Here is a 13,787-nt window from a genome sequence, read left to right as displayed (position 1 = left end):
TCAAGCCCAATGAAACTGTTAGCCCTAGACACCTCCACCACCTATCTTTCCCTGGCGCTGAGCCTGGAAACGGAAACGCTGGTCTTCCACCAATGCGTTGCCCAGAAGCACGCCGAGCGCACGCTGCCGGAGGTGTCGCGCCTGCTCGCCGAAGCCGGCGTCTCCCTGTCGGCGCTGGACGGCATCGTCTTCGGCCAGGGGCCGGGTTCCTTCACCGGCCTGCGCATCGCCTGCGGCCTGGCTCAGGGCTTGGCCTACTCCGCCGACCTGGCGGTAACCGGCATCCCGACGCTGGACAATCTCGCCTGGCAGGCAGGGGAAGGCCAGGTGCTGGTCTGCTTCGACGCCCGCATGCAACAGGTATACACCGCGCTGTACCAGACCGGCGCGGACTGGCAGCGGCTATCCCCGATCAGCGTGGTCTCGCCGGAGGAAGTCAGCCTGCCCGCCGGCTCCACCTTGCTGGCTGGTGACGGTTTCGACAGCTATCCGCAACTGCTGGCCGACAGCCGCGCGCAGCTGCCCCTGTCTCCCCACCCGCGCCCCCACGCCGAGGCCTATATCCAGTTAGCCAGAAGCGGCCGCTACCCGGCCGGCCATCCGCGCGAGGCGGAACTACTTTATGTGCGCAACAAAGTAGCGCTCACCTCGATCGAGCAGCAGCAGGTCCGCAATCGATGAGTTCGGTCCGCCCGTTCGCTCCGGACAATCCCCAACTGCTGGCCGATATCGAACAGCAAGCGGCGCAGCATGCCTGGAGCTGCGGCCAGTACCGCGACGCCATCGCCGCCGGCTACGCCTGTCACGGCCTGTTCGATGGCGAAGACGCCCTGCTGGGCTTCATGCTGATCATGCGCGTACTGGACGAGGCGGAAATCCTGAATATCGTCATCGCCAGCGGTCATCAAGGGCAAGGCCTGGGCCGGCGGTTGCTGCAAGCCAGCATGCAGGCGCTGGCCGCCAGCGGCGTCAAGCGCCTATTCCTGGAAGTCAGAGAGAGCAACGCGGCGGCGCGGCGCCTTTACCAATATTGCGGCTTTCAACCCTGCGGACTGCGCAAGAACTATTATCCGGCCGGCAACGGCCGCGAACACGCCATTTTGATGGAGGCCACACTGTGAGCCGCAATAGCCTGCTGCAGCAAACCATGGGACTGGGCCCCGCCTGGCAGCCGCGCGACAGCTGGTTCGAACAACACCCGGCCATCCTGCTGCAAGCCAAAATCGCCGCAGACGCTGCAACCGATGCCGGCATCACGCCTGCATCCCCGCAAGCCATGCAAGACGCCATGGATGCCGAGCCTATCGCGATCCAGCTGGCGACGGCGGATGCCGCGCCAGCGCCGCTCCCGGTCATGCCGCCATCTCCTGAGCCGTCTCCGCTTGCCGCCAGCGTTGCCACCGCCATTGTCCAAGCCCGGCCCGAACAAACGCTGGACTGGCCGCAACTGGAACGCCAGGTTGCCGATTGCCAGCGCTGCCGACTGTGCGAAACCCGCACGCAGACCGTATTTGGCCGCGGCAATCCCAAGGCGCGCTGGCTGTTGATAGGCGAAGCCCCCGGCGAGCAGGAGGACAGGCAAGGCCTTCCCTTCGTCGGCAAGGCCGGCCAGTTGCTGGACAATATGCTGGCCGCCACCGGCCTCGACCGCGAGCAGGACGTCTATATCGCCAATGTGCTCAAGTGCCGCCCGCCAGGCAACCGCAACCCCGCCCCGGATGAGATCGCCGCCTGCCACGGCTACTTGCAGCAGCAGATCCATCACATCCAGCCGACGCTAATCCTGGCGCTGGGCCGTTTCGCCGCCCAGACCCTGCTGCAAACTGAAGAGTCTATCGGCCGGCTGCGCGGCCAGGTACATCGTTACCAAGACGTGCCGATGGTGGTCAGCTATCACCCCGCCTACCTACTGCGCAATCAGCCGGACAAGGCCAAGGCCTGGCAGGACCTGCTGCTCGCCAAACGGGTGTTCGAACAGGCCGGCGGCAACTGACCGCGCCGCGCGCAAACGCAAAAAGCCAGTCCGCGGACTGGCTTTTTCATATGCGCTGCCCTGCGGCGCGCCGCAGGCAATAAAAAACCCTTCTCCGTGCACCAGAGAAGGGCTCTTCAACCAACCGGAAACAAGGCTTACTTCAGCTTGGTTTCTTTGTACAGAACGTGCTTGCGGGCAACGGGATCAAATTTCTTGATCTCCATCTTTTCCGGCATGGTGCGCTTGTTCTTGGTGGTGGTGTAGAAGTGGCCGGTACCAGCAGTGGATTCCAGCTTGATTTTATCGCGCATGATGTCTACCTCAGTGCTTTATCTGGTTGACCGCTCAGATCTCGCCGCGAGCGCGCAGATCAGCCAGCACTACATCGATGCCAACTTTATCGATGGTACGCAGTGCAGCGTTGGATACGCGCAGACGTACCCAGCGGTTTTCGCTTTCTACCCAGAACTTGCGATATTGCAGGTTCGGCAGGAAACGACGTTTAGTCTTGTTGTTGGCGTGGGAAACGTTGTTCCCGGTCATCGGACGCTTGCCGGTGACTTTGCAAACACGCGCCATGGTTAAACTCCCAAAACCGGTAAAAGCTGGATTTATAACATAAATAAAGCCAGACATTCAAGCATAAAACGCACCCTTGGTGCTGCCGGGTGCGATTCTCGTATCAAACATTCGGCAGGATTGTAACGGATTCGCCACAGCGACGCGAGTACTATCGTTAAGGGCGGCATCCGGTGTTGCATTCTTTCCTGCAACAAGATGCTGTCAGGTGATTTAACTTACGACCATTTCAGGGTAAAATCCCGGATTCCCATAGAGCCGTAATCTCATGACCAAGTACATCTTCGTTACCGGCGGTGTGGTGTCCTCCCTGGGTAAGGGCATTGCCGCTGCGTCCATCGCCGCCATCCTCGAGTCTCGCGGGCTGAAAGTCACCATGCTGAAGCTCGACCCGTACATCAACGTCGACCCGGGCACCATGAGCCCCTTCCAGCACGGCGAGGTCTTCGTGACCGAAGACGGCGCGGAAACCGACCTCGATCTCGGCCACTACGAGCGCTTCATCCAGGCCAAGATGAAGAAGAGCAACAATTTCACCACCGGCCAGGTGTACGAATCGGTCATCACCAAGGAACGCCGCGGCGACTATCTGGGCGGCACCGTGCAGGTGATCCCGCACATCACCGACGAAATCAAGCTGAAGATGAAGGAAGGCGCAGCCGACGCCGACATCGCCATCGTCGAGATCGGCGGCACCGTCGGCGACATCGAATCGCTGCCCTTCCTGGAAGCCATCCGCCAGATGCGCTCCAATCACGGCCGCAAGAACACCCTGTACGTGCACCTGTCCTACGTGCCGTACATCGCCACCGCCGGCGAGATCAAGACCAAGCCGACCCAGCACTCGGTGAAGGAGCTGCGCGAGATCGGCATCCAGCCGGACATCCTGCTGTGCCGGATGGACCGCGAGCTGCCGGAAGACGAAAAGCGCAAGATCGCCCTGTTCTGCAACGTGGAAGAGAACGCGGTGATCGGCTGTTACGACTCCGACTCCATCTACAAGGTGCCGAGCATGCTGCACGCTCAAGGCATCGACGACATCATCGCCGAACAGCTGCAACTGGACCTGCCGAAGGCCGATCTCGCCGTGTGGGACGGCATCATCGACGCCATCCAGCATCCGGACCACGCCATCAATATCGCGATGGTCGGCAAATACGTTGACCTGACCGAGTCGTACAAGTCGCTGACCGAGGCGCTGAAGCACGCCGGCATCCACACCCGTACCAGCGTCAACATCGTCTATGTCGACTCGGAAGAGATCGAGCGCGACGGCGCGGAATCGCTGAAGGACATGGACGCGATCCTGGTGCCGGGCGGCTTCGGCAAGCGCGGCGTGGAAGGCAAGATCAAGGCGGTCAAGTTCGCCCGAGAAAACAACATCCCCTACCTGGGCATCTGCCTGGGCATGCAGATCGCGCTGATCGAATACGCGCGAGACGTGGCCGGCCTCGCCGGCGCCAACTCGACCGAGTTCGACCTCGACACCAACTACCCGGTGGTGGCGCTGATCGACGAGTGGGTCAATCACGACGGCAAGGTGGAAAAGCGCGACGAAAACTCCAATCTGGGCGGCACCATGCGCCTGGGTGGCCAGCAGTGCGATCTGGCAGCCGGCTCGCTGGCGGCGCGCGTCTACGGCAACACCGAGATCGTCGAACGCCACCGCCACCGCTATGAAGTGAACAACTACTACATCCAGCGGCTGGAGCAGGCCGGCCTGACCATCAGCGGCCGCTCGTCCGGCCATGAAAAGCTGGTGGAAACGGTCGAACTGGCCAACCACCGCTGGTTCTTTGCCTGCCAGTTCCACCCCGAGTTCACCTCCACCCCGCGCGACGGCCACCCGCTGTTCATCGCCTACGTGAAGGCCGCTCTGGCGTACCAGGCCGACAAGCAAGGAAACTGAAGTAGATGAAATTGTGCGGATTTGAAGTCGGCCTGGACCAGCCGCTGTTCCTGATCGCCGGTCCCAGCGTGATAGAGAGCGAACAGATGGCGCTGGATACCGCCGGCCAGCTGAAGGAGATCGCCCAGGCGCTGGGCATCCACTTCATCTACAAGTCGAGCTACGACAAGGCCAGCTACACCTACGGCGACTCGTTCCGCGGCTTCGGCATCGACGAGGGCCTGCGCATCCTGTCCGAGGTCAAGCGCCAGATCGAGGTGCCGGTGCTGACCGACGTCCACACCGAGAACGAAGTGGTGCAGGTCGCCAGCGTAGCCGACGTGCTGCAGACGCCGGCCTTCCTCAGCAGCCAGGCCGACTTCATCCGCGCAGTCGCCCAATGCGGCAAGCCGGTCAATATCAAGAAGGGCCAGTTCCTGGCCCCGAACGACATGACCCAGGTCATCCTCAAAGCCCGCGAGGCCGCGCGCGAAGCCGGCCTGGAAGAGGACAGCTTCATGGTTTGCGAGCGCGGCGCCTCATTCGGCTACAACAATATGGTGTCGGACATGCGCTCGCTGAGCATGATGCGCGAGACCGGCTGCCCGGTGGTGTACGACGCCACCCATTCGGTCCAACTGCCCGGCAGCGCAAGCCTCGCCAGCCAGCGCCACTTCGTACCGGTGCTGGCGCGCGCGGCCGTCGCAGCCGGCATCGCCGGCATCTTCATGGAAACCCATCCGGATCCCGCCTGCGCGATGTCGGACGGCCCGAACGCCTGGCCGCTGTCGCGCATCAAGGAATTGCTGACCACGCTCAAGACGCTGGACAAGCTGGTCAAGCAAACTCCCTGGCCTGAGCACTCGCTGTAATACACAGCCGGTAGAGTCCGCCGGGCACGCCCGGCGGACCGCCTCTGCAAGTTCAACCGAAAGCTATGAAGGGAAAGACAATGAGTTCGATCGTTGACGTGGTAGCTCGTGAGATTCTGGATTCGCGCGGCAATCCGACGGTGGAAGCCGACGTGTTGCTGGAATCCGGCGTAATGGGCCGCGCCGCGGTGCCGTCCGGCGCCTCCACCGGCACGCGCGAAGCCCTGGAATTGCGCGATGGCGACAAGAGCCGCTATCTGGGCAAGGGCGTGCTCAAGGCCGTCGACAATATCAACACCGAAATCTGCGAAGCCATCCTCGGCCTGGATGCTTCCGACCAGACCTTCATCGACAAGACCCTGATCGAACTCGATGGCACCGAGACCAAGTCCCGCCTCGGCGCCAACGCCATGCTGGCGGTCTCGATGGCCGTGGCCCGCGCCGCCGCCGAAGACGCCGGCCTGCCGCTGTACCGCTACCTGGGCGGCGCCGGCCCGATGGCGCTGCCGGTGCCGATGATGAACGTCATCAACGGCGGCGAACACGCGAACAACACCCTGGACATCCAGGAATTCATGATCATCCCGGTTGGCGCGCAAACCTTCCGCGAAGCGCTGCGCTGCGGCGCCGAGATCTTCCACAGCCTGAAAAAGATCTGCGACAAGAAGGGCTATGCCACCACCGTCGGCGACGAAGGCGGCTTCGCGCCCAACCTGGAAAGCCATGAAGACGCGATCAAGCTGATCCTTGAGGCGGTAGACGCCGCCGGCTATGTGGCCGGCCAGGACGTGCTGATCGCTCTGGACTGCGCCGCCTCCGAATTCTTCCGCGACGGCAAGTACCACCTGACCGCAGAAAAATTGTCGCTGAGCTCGGAAGAGTTCGCCGACTACCTGGAAAACCTGGCCGACAAGTACCCGATCATCTCGATCGAGGACGGCATGGCCGAGCAGGACTGGGCCGGCTGGAACCTGCTGACCGAGCGCTTGGGCCAAAAAGTGCAAATCGTTGGCGACGACGTATTCGTCACCAATCCCAAGATTCTGGCCGACGGCATCGCCAAGGGCGTGGCCAATTCGCTGCTGGTGAAGGTCAACCAGATCGGCACGCTGTCGGAAACCCTGAAAGCAGTTGATCTGGCCAAGCGTTCCCGCTATACCTGCGTTATGAGTCATCGCTCGGGCGAGACCGAGGACAGTACCATCGCCGATCTGGCAGTCGCCACCAACTGCATGCAGATCAAGACCGGCTCCCTGTCGCGTTCCGACCGCATGGCCAAGTACAACCAACTGCTGCGCATCGAGGAAGAGCTGGGCGACGCCGCCTACTACCCGGGCCGCGCAGCGTTTTACCATCTGAAGTGATTGCATGCGCTGGCTGACCGTGACCCTGGTAACCGTGATCCTTGCCTTGCAATGGCCGCTGTGGTTCGGCAAAGGCAGTTGGCTCAGGGTCTGGCAGCTGGACAAGCAGCTGCAGGAACAGCGGGCGACCACCCAAAAGCTGGTTGCCCGCAACGCCGCCCTGGACGCCGAAGTCCGCGACCTAAAGCAAGGCAGCGACGCGATAGAGGAAAGAGCTCGTAACGAACTTGGCATGATTCGCAATGGCGAGGTATTTTTCCAGTTACTGGATGCAAGCAAAAATACCCCGCTGGCGGGCCACCCGACAACGGACACTCACTCCCACTGACAACTCATGATGGCAGGCCTTAAAAGCACCAAGGTTTGGGCAATGACGACACAAAACCCTATCGAAGTTGCACGCGAAACCCTGAAGCAGTTGTCATTGCGGAAGCTGCTGCCGACGCCGGAGAACTTCGAGCGGGTTTACCACGAGTTGACGCAAACCCCGATGGTGCGCGACAACAAACTGGCCGTTCTGTTGTTGCGGGCATTGGAAACCTTGCCCCAGGACAACGTCCAGGCCAAGGTGACCCTGTCGCGCCTGCGGCAGGCGTTTGAGGAAAACCGCTGGGAGCAGGCGCCGCAACTGGTCATCGACTTCCTGCGCAGCACTTTTGCCACCCAGCAGTTGTCGCAGAGCTGGGGCCTGCTGATCCAAAGCCTGATGCGCAGCTGGGACACGCGCCAGCCCGACCTGCCTCAGCATCATAAGCAAAGCGCGCTCGAGCGCGTTCTGATCAATTACGGCAATCAGCCGGAAGAACTCAATCAGAAACTGGCGGCGCTGCTGCAGAACTGGAACGCCTCCCCCTCGGCCAGGGAAACCGTGCCGACGCCGGAGGATGCCGACGCAGGCGAAGAGCCCGCCGCTTCCAGCAGCTGGCTGTCCTGGCAGCGCACGCTGGCCTTCGCGCTCAAGCACGGCCTGGAGCCGCGCCTGGCCAGCTATCCCGACCTGGTGGATAGCCTGGGCAGCCTGCTCAAAGAGCTGGACGCGATCGCCGACGACGCCAGCCTGAACGCCTTCATGCCCAAGCTCAGGGCCTTCATGATCAAGCTGGAGCTGCAATCGCAGCAGGAGGGCCGCCTCACCTCGGGACTCACCAGCCTGCTGCGCCTGATGCTGGACAATGTGGCGGAACTGAACCGCTCGGACGAATATCTGCTGGGCCAGGTGAGCTCGCTGCAGGAAATGCTCACCCACGAGCCGTTGTCCATGCAGCAGATCTACCAGCTGGAAACCAGCCTGAAGGAAGTGATACGCAAGCAGGGCATGCTGAAAAGCTCGCTGGACGAGGCCGCCAGCTCCTTGCGCGCGCTGCTTGACCGCTTCGTCACCCGGCTGGCCCTGATGACCGACAGCACCGACGATTTCCACGCCAAGATCCAGAGCCACAGCGAGAAGCTGAAGCAGACGCAGAATGTCGACGATCTGGGCGGCATCATCAGCGCGCTGATGGAAGACACATCGGTGATGCAGCTGGACCTCACCCGCTCGCGCGACGAGCTGATTTCCGCCAAGGAGCAGGTGGAAGCGGCCGAATACCGCATCCAGGAACTGGAAACCGCGCTGGAAACCGCCAGCGCCAAGGTCAAGGAAGACCAGTTGACCGGCGCCTACAACCGCCGCGGCCTGGCAGAATACTTCCAACGCGAGATCGGCCGCGCCGAACGCACCGCCGCGCCGTTGTCGGTGGCGCTGATAGACGTGGACAATTTCAAGCAGCTGAACGACCGCTACGGCCATCTGGCCGGCGACGACGCGCTCAAATATCTGGTGGACGTGATCAAGCACAGCCTGCGCCCGGCCGACATCGTCGCCCGCTTCGGCGGCGAGGAGTTCGTGATCCTGATGCCGGATACGCCCGAGAACGAAGCGATCCTGACAGTGCAGAGGCTGCAGCGCGAATTGACCAAAACCTTCTTCCTGGCCAACAACGACAAGCTGCTGATCACCTTCAGCGCCGGTGTCGCCCGCTGGCATCTGGGCGAGCAGGAGGCCGACGTGCTGGAGCGCGCCGACCATGCGATGTACCAGGCCAAGATCAACGGCAAGAACCGGGTCTGTTCGGCCGAGGAAGCCCTGAGCCAGGACTGAATGGATGGACCGGTTGTGAGGGATGGCCTCCGGCCATCTTTTGGTTTCAGGCGGCTCCGCCGCCTTTTTTCATGCGCATGCCGGCTTCGGCACGCCGCCTTCGCACTTCCTTCGGATCGGCCAGCAGCGGGCGGTAGATTTCCACCCGATCATGCTGCCTCAATTCGGCCTCCGGCTTGACCGCCTTGCCGAAAATCCCCAGCCTCAACGCCTCCGCGTCGAGTTCCGGGCATTGCGCCAGAATGCCCGATCGCGCCACCGCCTGCGCCACCGTCGCGCCCGCCGGCAGGCTGACGGCGATCAGCCATTGCCGGTCCGGCCGCGCGTAAGCCACTTCGACATCCAGCATTTCAGTCGCTGCCATATTTCCTGTCCGCCTCCTTGATGAAAGCGTCCACCAGCGAGCCGGAAATGTGGCCGAACACCGGGCCGATCAACTTTTCCAGGATGCGGCTGGAAAACTGGTAGCGCAGGCTGAACTCTATCCGGCAGCCAAAGTCGCCCAGCGGCTTGAAATGCCAGCGCCCCTCCAACAATTCAAACGGCCCCTCCACCAGCTCCATCATGATGGACTCGTCCTTGACATTGCGGTTGCGGGTGGTGAAATGCTGGCGCACTTTCAAATAATCGATATGCAGGCTGGCCACCACCTGCTCTTCATCGCGCGACAATACCTCCGCCTTGCCGCACCATGGCAGAAAGCGGCTGTAATGATCCACATCGTCCACCAGCGCGTACATCTGCGCCGGGGTATGCGCCACCAGGACGCTCTTTTCGACAAGCTGCATCGGCAAAAACCCGGCGCCGCCGGGGTCTCGAAGCTGAACAATCAAGCGGTGATTTTAGCAAAAACCACCCGTTGCTGTCCTGCCGCCGCCAGCCGCCCCCCCTCAGACCGTCAGCGGCGAAAATATCTCCACATCAAGCCACTGAATTTGCGTGACTTTGGTTGGCCGGCGGCTTCTGGTACAATGCCGGATTCTAAGGAACTCACCATCACATGAGCATCATCCAGAACCGCAAGGCTTTCCACGACTACTTCATCGAGGAAGAACTCGAGGCCGGGCTCGTGCTGGAAGGGTGGGAGGTCAAGGCCATCCGCGCCGGCCGCGTCCAGCTGAAGGAAAGCTACGTCGACTGGAAGAACGGCGCCTTCTGGCTGATCGGCTGCCACATCACCCCTCTGCAATCCGCCTCCACCCATGTCAAGCCCGACCCGGTGCGCCCGCGCAAACTGCTGCTGTCGCAAGAGCAAATCAACCGCTTCATCGGCAAGGTGGAACGCGCCGGCTACACCATGATGGCGCTGGACCTCCACTACTCCAAGGGCAACGTCAAGGCCAACGTCGGCCTGGCCAAGGGCAAGAAGCTGCATGACAAGCGCGACACCGAGAAAGACCGCGAATGGCAGCGCGAGAAGCAGCGCGTGATGAAGAATCATCGGGGCGCGGCATGAAGCGCGGCGCCGCCCTCCCCATCGTCCTGATCTGCCTGGGCTGCGTCTGGTTGCTGAAAAGCACAGCCCTGCTGCCCAGCACCGCCACCCTGCTCGCCCTGCTGCTGTTCGCGGCGGGCGTGTTGCTATTGGCGCTGGACGGATTCAACAAATCCACTCTGGTGACCAGCCCAATGCTGGCCTACACCGGCGCCGCCATCTACGCGATAGACCAGTTGGGCCTGCGCGCCAGCCATTTCGCGGCGTTGGGCATGGTGCTGATGGGCGTGCTGATGCTGGTGGCGCGCAGCGACAGCATACCGGAACGCCGCGAACCGCCGCGCCGGCTGCCGCCGCGGGACGACTGATCCAGGCCGGCGCGCGGCGATGGAAGACATCGCCCGCCAATAGTCTGAAACACAAATATTTTTTCAAGCATTGACGATAATGGCCTTAACGGCCTGCATTACTTTCAAGGATAGGCATGGACAAGATCCTCATTCTCGATTTCGGCTCGCAAGTCACCCAGCTGATCGCCCGCCGCGTACGCGAAGCTCACGTCTACTGTGAGCTTCACTCTTTCGACATGCCGATCGAAGAGATCCAGGCCTTCGCGCCCAAGGCCATCATCCTGTCCGGCGGTCCCAATTCGGTATACGAGTCCGATTACCAGGCCGATCCCAAGCTGTTCGAGCTGGGCATCCCGGTGCTGGGCATCTGCTACGGCATGCAGTTCATGGCGCAAACCATGGGCGGCAAGGTGGAAGGCGGCGACAAGCGCGAGTTCGGCTACGCCCAGATCAAGGCGCGCCACCATTCCAAGCTGCTGGAAGGCCTGCAGGACCAGATCGACGACGCCGGCAACGGCTTCCTGGACGTTTGGATGAGCCACGGCGACAAGGTCACCCAGTTGCCGGCCGGCTTCCACGTCATCGCCGAAACCCCGTCCTGCCCGATCGCGGCGATGGCCGACGAGGCCCGCGGCTTCTACGGCGTGCAGTTCCACCCGGAAGTGACGCACACCAAGCGCGGCACCGAGATGCTCCACCGCTTCGTGCTGCATGTGGCCGGCTGCAAGCCCAGCTGGACCATGCCCAACTACATCGATGAAGCGGTGAAGAAGATCCGCGACCAGGTGGGCGATGAGGAAGTGATTCTCGGCCTGTCCGGCGGGGTGGACTCCTCTGTCGCCGCCGCGCTGATCCACCGCGCCATCGGCAACCAGCTGACCTGCGTCTTCGTCGACCACGGCCTGTTGCGCCTGAACGAAGGCAAGATGGTGATGGAAATGTTCGCCCAGAACCTGGGCGTCAAGGTGATTCAAGTCAACGCCGAAGCCGACTTCATGGCCAAGCTGGCCGGCGAAGCCGACCCGGAGAAGAAACGCAAGATCATCGGCGCCGAGTTCGTCGAAGTGTTCCAGCGCGAATCCGGCAAACTGACCAACGCCAAGTGGCTGGCCCAGGGCACCATCTATCCGGACGTGATCGAATCGGCCGGCGCCAAGACCAAGAAGGCCCACACCATCAAGAGCCACCACAATGTGGGCGGCCTGCCGGAAGACATGGACCTGAAGCTGCTGGAGCCGCTGCGCGAACTGTTCAAGGACGAAGTGCGCCAGCTGGGCGTGGCGCTCGGCCTGCCGCACGACATGGTCTATCGCCACCCGTTCCCGGGCCCGGGCCTGGGCGTGCGCATCCTCGGCGAAGTGAAACAGGAATACGCCGACCTGCTGCGCCAGGCCGACGCCATCTTCATCGAAGAGCTGCGCAACACCGTGGACGAAAAAACCGGCAAGAACTGGTACGAACTGACCAGTCAGGCATTCGCGGTGTTCCTGCCGGTGAAGTCGGTCGGCGTGATGGGCGACGGCCGCACCTACGACTACGTCGTCGCACTGCGCGCCGTGGTCACCAGCGACTTCATGACCGCGCACTGGGCCGAACTGCCCTACGCGCTGCTGGGCCGCGCTTCCAACCGCATCATCAACGAAGTACGCGGCATCAACCGCGTGGTCTACGATGTGAGCGGCAAGCCGCCGGCCACCATCGAGTGGGAGTAGAAATGCCGTCGTAAGCTGTTGATTTATATATGTTTTGTAGTTACACAAAACAGACACACGCCCAACTAAGTTGTTGATTTAGTTGGGCGTTGGCATTAAAGTTACACGTAAAGCTACAAAACGCTGTAGCCGTTCAAAAACGTAGTAACCCAACGCACATATGCCGCTAAAAAAACAAACGTTTAATGCTGACGAAATAGAGATATACGACGAGGCTGTTGTGTATAAGCGCGGCGAGTATTGGCAAATGCGTATGTGGTTAGGAAAGGAAAAGAAATACGCACGTTTTAGCTTACGCACACGCAATAGAGATACAGCAATAGATAAAGCGAAAAAATACTATCACGAGCTAATGGCACAGCAGTTAGCGGGTAAAACGTATTTCTCCAAAACAACAAAGCAAGGTGTTGAAGAATATTTGAAGCAACGTGCGCTTGACGTTGAAGCGGAGCTAATAGTGAAAGGACGTTATGGCACTATTAAAACGCATTTGGAACATTGGCTTGATTTTATTGGACGAGACACAAAGCTGAAAGAGCTTGAACGCACTGATTGCGAGAACTACTTACATTCGCGCACTAAAACAAAAAAGAAAATCAATGTCAGTCAAACAACGGTAGCGAATGAACAAAGTTCAATAAACGCAATGATGGCTTGGCTGTATAAGCGTAATGAAACATACATTGAAGCGTTTGATTTTAAGCCGTTAAAACGTATTGACAGATGTGACGAAGCACTAAGGCGCAGCACATTTGAAGACGACGAAATAGTTAGGATTAAAACAGAGCTTGAAACATACATTGCTGACGCAAAGAAAAACATAAAAGAAGAAGGCAACTTAGCGAAAGCAATAACGGGCTACTATTTGCTCATATCCATTATTACTGGCTTACGCAGAGGCGAGCAGATACAGCTAAAGTGGAGCGGCATTAAATGGCTTGAAAAGAATGTAAAAGGACAAACATCGGACGATACATATAACTTAGTCAAAATAACGGTGCGAGCAGAAACAACGAAGGTTAGGAAAACACGACACTTCGTTGTTAAAGATTCGGAATATTTTGACGAGTTATTTAAGTTGCTACAGCCGCGCTATGTAAAAGCAAACAAAGACAACAAAAAAGCAAAAGCATTTGGTGACACATTTGTTTTTAGCGCAAACGGAACTTCAATGCTAACGCCCCGTGCTATTGGCTATCACTTTGACAAAATAGTAGAGTTGGCTGAGATTAAAGATACAGACACACGTGACTTAGTGCCATACAGCTTTCGCCATTACTTTATTACGGACAGAGTAAACAGAGGCGCAACGCCAACGCAAGTGGCTGAGACGTGTGGCACGAGCACGGCGCAGATTGAAAAAACTTACATCCATACAAGCGAAGCGAAAATGATTACCAATGCGCTGCCGCAGTTTGAATATAGAGACGGCTTGCTTATTCCAAAGTAGTCGTAACCATTTTAGCTATGTC

16 protein-coding genes are annotated in these 13,787 nt (G+C 59.9%); 12 read left to right on the top strand and 4 right to left on the bottom strand.

All coding sequences use genetic code 11. The features are described from left to right. The first annotated feature begins 9 nt into the window (after positions 1–9). Genes tsaB through BI347_RS06430 form a run of 3 tightly spaced genes read left to right on the top strand, consistent with a single transcriptional unit; the run spans position 10 to position 1,993 of the window. Positions 10–681, top strand: coding sequence for a tRNA (adenosine(37)-N6)-threonylcarbamoyltransferase complex dimerization subunit type 1 TsaB (gene tsaB / locus BI347_RS06440; RefSeq protein ID WP_071110982.1), 672 nt, complete (start codon positions 10–12; stop codon positions 679–681). Continuing rightward, on the top strand, positions 678–1,121 hold the full coding sequence (gene rimI / locus BI347_RS06435) for a ribosomal protein S18-alanine N-acetyltransferase (protein ID WP_071115534.1): 444 nt from the start codon (positions 678–680) through the stop codon (positions 1,119–1,121). Before tsaB ends, rimI begins: the two co-directional genes overlap by 4 nt. Then, positions 1,118–1,993, top strand: coding sequence for a uracil-DNA glycosylase (locus tag BI347_RS06430; protein WP_071115533.1), 876 nt, complete (start codon positions 1,118–1,120; stop codon positions 1,991–1,993). The genes rimI and BI347_RS06430 overlap by 4 nt, the downstream gene beginning before the upstream one ends. A 137-nt stretch (positions 1,994–2,130) precedes the next feature. Here BI347_RS06430 and rpmG read toward each other — a convergent pair whose 3' ends face one another. Both rpmG and rpmB read right to left on the bottom strand, forming a co-directional pair. Continuing rightward, a complete protein-coding gene (rpmG, locus tag BI347_RS06425) occupies positions 2,131–2,286 on the bottom strand; it encodes a 50S ribosomal protein L33 (RefSeq protein ID WP_017506994.1) in 156 nt (51 codons plus the stop codon). A gap of 34 nt (positions 2,287–2,320) precedes the next feature. Continuing rightward, the gene (gene rpmB, locus BI347_RS06420) at positions 2,321–2,554 is read right to left on the bottom strand and encodes a 50S ribosomal protein L28 (protein WP_011137003.1); all 234 of its coding nucleotides are present in this window, start codon (positions 2,552–2,554) and stop codon (positions 2,321–2,323) included. A 268-nt stretch (positions 2,555–2,822) separates the two neighbouring features. Between rpmB and BI347_RS06415 the strand changes: the two genes are divergently transcribed. The 5 genes from BI347_RS06415 (at position 2,823) to BI347_RS06395 (ending at position 8,818) form a co-directional block, all read left to right on the top strand. Beyond that, positions 2,823–4,463 carry a CTP synthase gene (locus BI347_RS06415; RefSeq protein WP_071110985.1) on the top strand — a complete coding sequence of 547 codons (1,641 nt, stop codon included), beginning with the start codon at positions 2,823–2,825 and terminating at the stop codon, positions 4,461–4,463. 5 nt (positions 4,464–4,468) lie between these two features. Next, the gene (gene kdsA / locus BI347_RS06410; protein WP_071115532.1) at positions 4,469–5,314 is read left to right on the top strand and encodes a 3-deoxy-8-phosphooctulonate synthase; all 846 of its coding nucleotides are present in this window, start codon (positions 4,469–4,471) and stop codon (positions 5,312–5,314) included. Between the two features lie 80 nt (positions 5,315–5,394). Continuing rightward, positions 5,395–6,678 carry a phosphopyruvate hydratase gene (gene eno, locus BI347_RS06405; RefSeq protein ID WP_071115531.1) on the top strand — a complete coding sequence of 428 codons (1,284 nt, stop codon included), beginning with the start codon at positions 5,395–5,397 and terminating at the stop codon, positions 6,676–6,678. Positions 6,679–6,682: 4 nt separating this feature from the next. Beyond that, a complete protein-coding gene (gene ftsB, locus BI347_RS06400) occupies positions 6,683–7,006 on the top strand; it encodes a cell division protein FtsB (protein WP_071110988.1) in 324 nt (107 codons plus the stop codon). Positions 7,007–7,048: 42 nt separating this feature from the next. Beyond that, the gene (locus BI347_RS06395) at positions 7,049–8,818 is read left to right on the top strand and encodes a GGDEF domain-containing protein (RefSeq protein ID WP_071110989.1); all 1,770 of its coding nucleotides are present in this window, start codon (positions 7,049–7,051) and stop codon (positions 8,816–8,818) included. A gap of 46 nt (positions 8,819–8,864) precedes the next feature. Here BI347_RS06395 and BI347_RS06390 read toward each other — a convergent pair whose 3' ends face one another. Next, positions 8,865–9,182, bottom strand: coding sequence for an RnfH family protein (locus tag BI347_RS06390; RefSeq protein ID WP_071110990.1), 318 nt, complete (start codon positions 9,180–9,182; stop codon positions 8,865–8,867). Further along, a complete protein-coding gene (locus BI347_RS06385; RefSeq protein ID WP_071110991.1) occupies positions 9,169–9,606 on the bottom strand; it encodes a type II toxin-antitoxin system RatA family toxin in 438 nt (145 codons plus the stop codon). The genes BI347_RS06390 and BI347_RS06385 overlap by 14 nt, the downstream gene beginning before the upstream one ends. A gap of 212 nt (positions 9,607–9,818) precedes the next feature. Between BI347_RS06385 and smpB the strand changes: the two genes are divergently transcribed. The 4 genes from smpB (at position 9,819) to BI347_RS06365 (ending at position 13,765) form a co-directional block, all read left to right on the top strand. Next, complete coding sequence (gene smpB / locus BI347_RS06380; RefSeq protein WP_071110992.1) at positions 9,819–10,274, top strand: SsrA-binding protein SmpB; 456 nt, start codon at positions 9,819–9,821, stop codon at positions 10,272–10,274. Further along, positions 10,271–10,621 (top strand): hypothetical protein, encoded by a 351-nt coding sequence (locus BI347_RS06375; protein WP_071110993.1) that lies wholly within the window; start codon positions 10,271–10,273, stop codon positions 10,619–10,621. The genes smpB and BI347_RS06375 overlap by 4 nt, the downstream gene beginning before the upstream one ends. 110 nt (positions 10,622–10,731) lie before the next feature. Next, positions 10,732–12,315 carry a glutamine-hydrolyzing GMP synthase gene (guaA, locus tag BI347_RS06370; protein WP_095210763.1) on the top strand — a complete coding sequence of 528 codons (1,584 nt, stop codon included), beginning with the start codon at positions 10,732–10,734 and terminating at the stop codon, positions 12,313–12,315. A 160-nt stretch (positions 12,316–12,475) separates the two neighbouring features. Continuing rightward, the gene (locus BI347_RS06365) at positions 12,476–13,765 is read left to right on the top strand and encodes a tyrosine-type recombinase/integrase (protein ID WP_071110995.1); all 1,290 of its coding nucleotides are present in this window, start codon (positions 12,476–12,478) and stop codon (positions 13,763–13,765) included. The last annotated feature ends 22 nt before the right edge of the window (positions 13,766–13,787 follow it).

This window comes from Chromobacterium sphagni (assembly GCF_001855575.1).
GTDB classification, from domain to species: Bacteria; Pseudomonadota; Gammaproteobacteria; order Burkholderiales; family Chromobacteriaceae; genus Chromobacterium; species Chromobacterium sphagni.
The sequence above is the reverse complement of the archived record's forward strand: the minus strand, read 5'-3'. Positions and strand labels throughout refer to the sequence as shown.

Bases quoted from the DNA above. Each gene is read 5' to 3' on its own strand.
- tsaB (WP_071110982.1), top strand. From the start codon at position 10: ATGAAACTGTTAGCCCTAGACACCTCCACCACCTATCTTTCCCTGGCG.
- rimI (WP_071115534.1), top strand. From the start codon at position 678: ATGAGTTCGGTCCGCCCGTTCGCTCCGGACAATCCCCAACTGCTGGCC.
- rpmG (WP_017506994.1), bottom strand. From the start codon at position 2,286: ATGCGCGATAAAATCAAGCTGGAATCCACTGCTGGTACCGGCCACTTC.
- rpmB (WP_011137003.1), bottom strand. From the start codon at position 2,554: ATGGCGCGTGTTTGCAAAGTCACCGGCAAGCGTCCGATGACCGGGAAC.
- BI347_RS06415 (WP_071110985.1), top strand. From the start codon at position 2,823: ATGACCAAGTACATCTTCGTTACCGGCGGTGTGGTGTCCTCCCTGGGT.
- kdsA (WP_071115532.1), top strand. From the start codon at position 4,469: ATGAAATTGTGCGGATTTGAAGTCGGCCTGGACCAGCCGCTGTTCCTG.
- eno (WP_071115531.1), top strand. From the start codon at position 5,395: ATGAGTTCGATCGTTGACGTGGTAGCTCGTGAGATTCTGGATTCGCGC.
- ftsB (WP_071110988.1), top strand. From the start codon at position 6,683: ATGCGCTGGCTGACCGTGACCCTGGTAACCGTGATCCTTGCCTTGCAA.
- BI347_RS06395 (WP_071110989.1), top strand. From the start codon at position 7,049: ATGACGACACAAAACCCTATCGAAGTTGCACGCGAAACCCTGAAGCAG.
- BI347_RS06390 (WP_071110990.1), bottom strand. From the start codon at position 9,182: ATGGCAGCGACTGAAATGCTGGATGTCGAAGTGGCTTACGCGCGGCCG.
- BI347_RS06385 (WP_071110991.1), bottom strand. From the start codon at position 9,606: ATGCAGCTTGTCGAAAAGAGCGTCCTGGTGGCGCATACCCCGGCGCAG.
- smpB (WP_071110992.1), top strand. From the start codon at position 9,819: ATGAGCATCATCCAGAACCGCAAGGCTTTCCACGACTACTTCATCGAG.
- BI347_RS06375 (WP_071110993.1), top strand. From the start codon at position 10,271: ATGAAGCGCGGCGCCGCCCTCCCCATCGTCCTGATCTGCCTGGGCTGC.
- BI347_RS06365 (WP_071110995.1), top strand. From the start codon at position 12,476: ATGCCGCTAAAAAAACAAACGTTTAATGCTGACGAAATAGAGATATAC.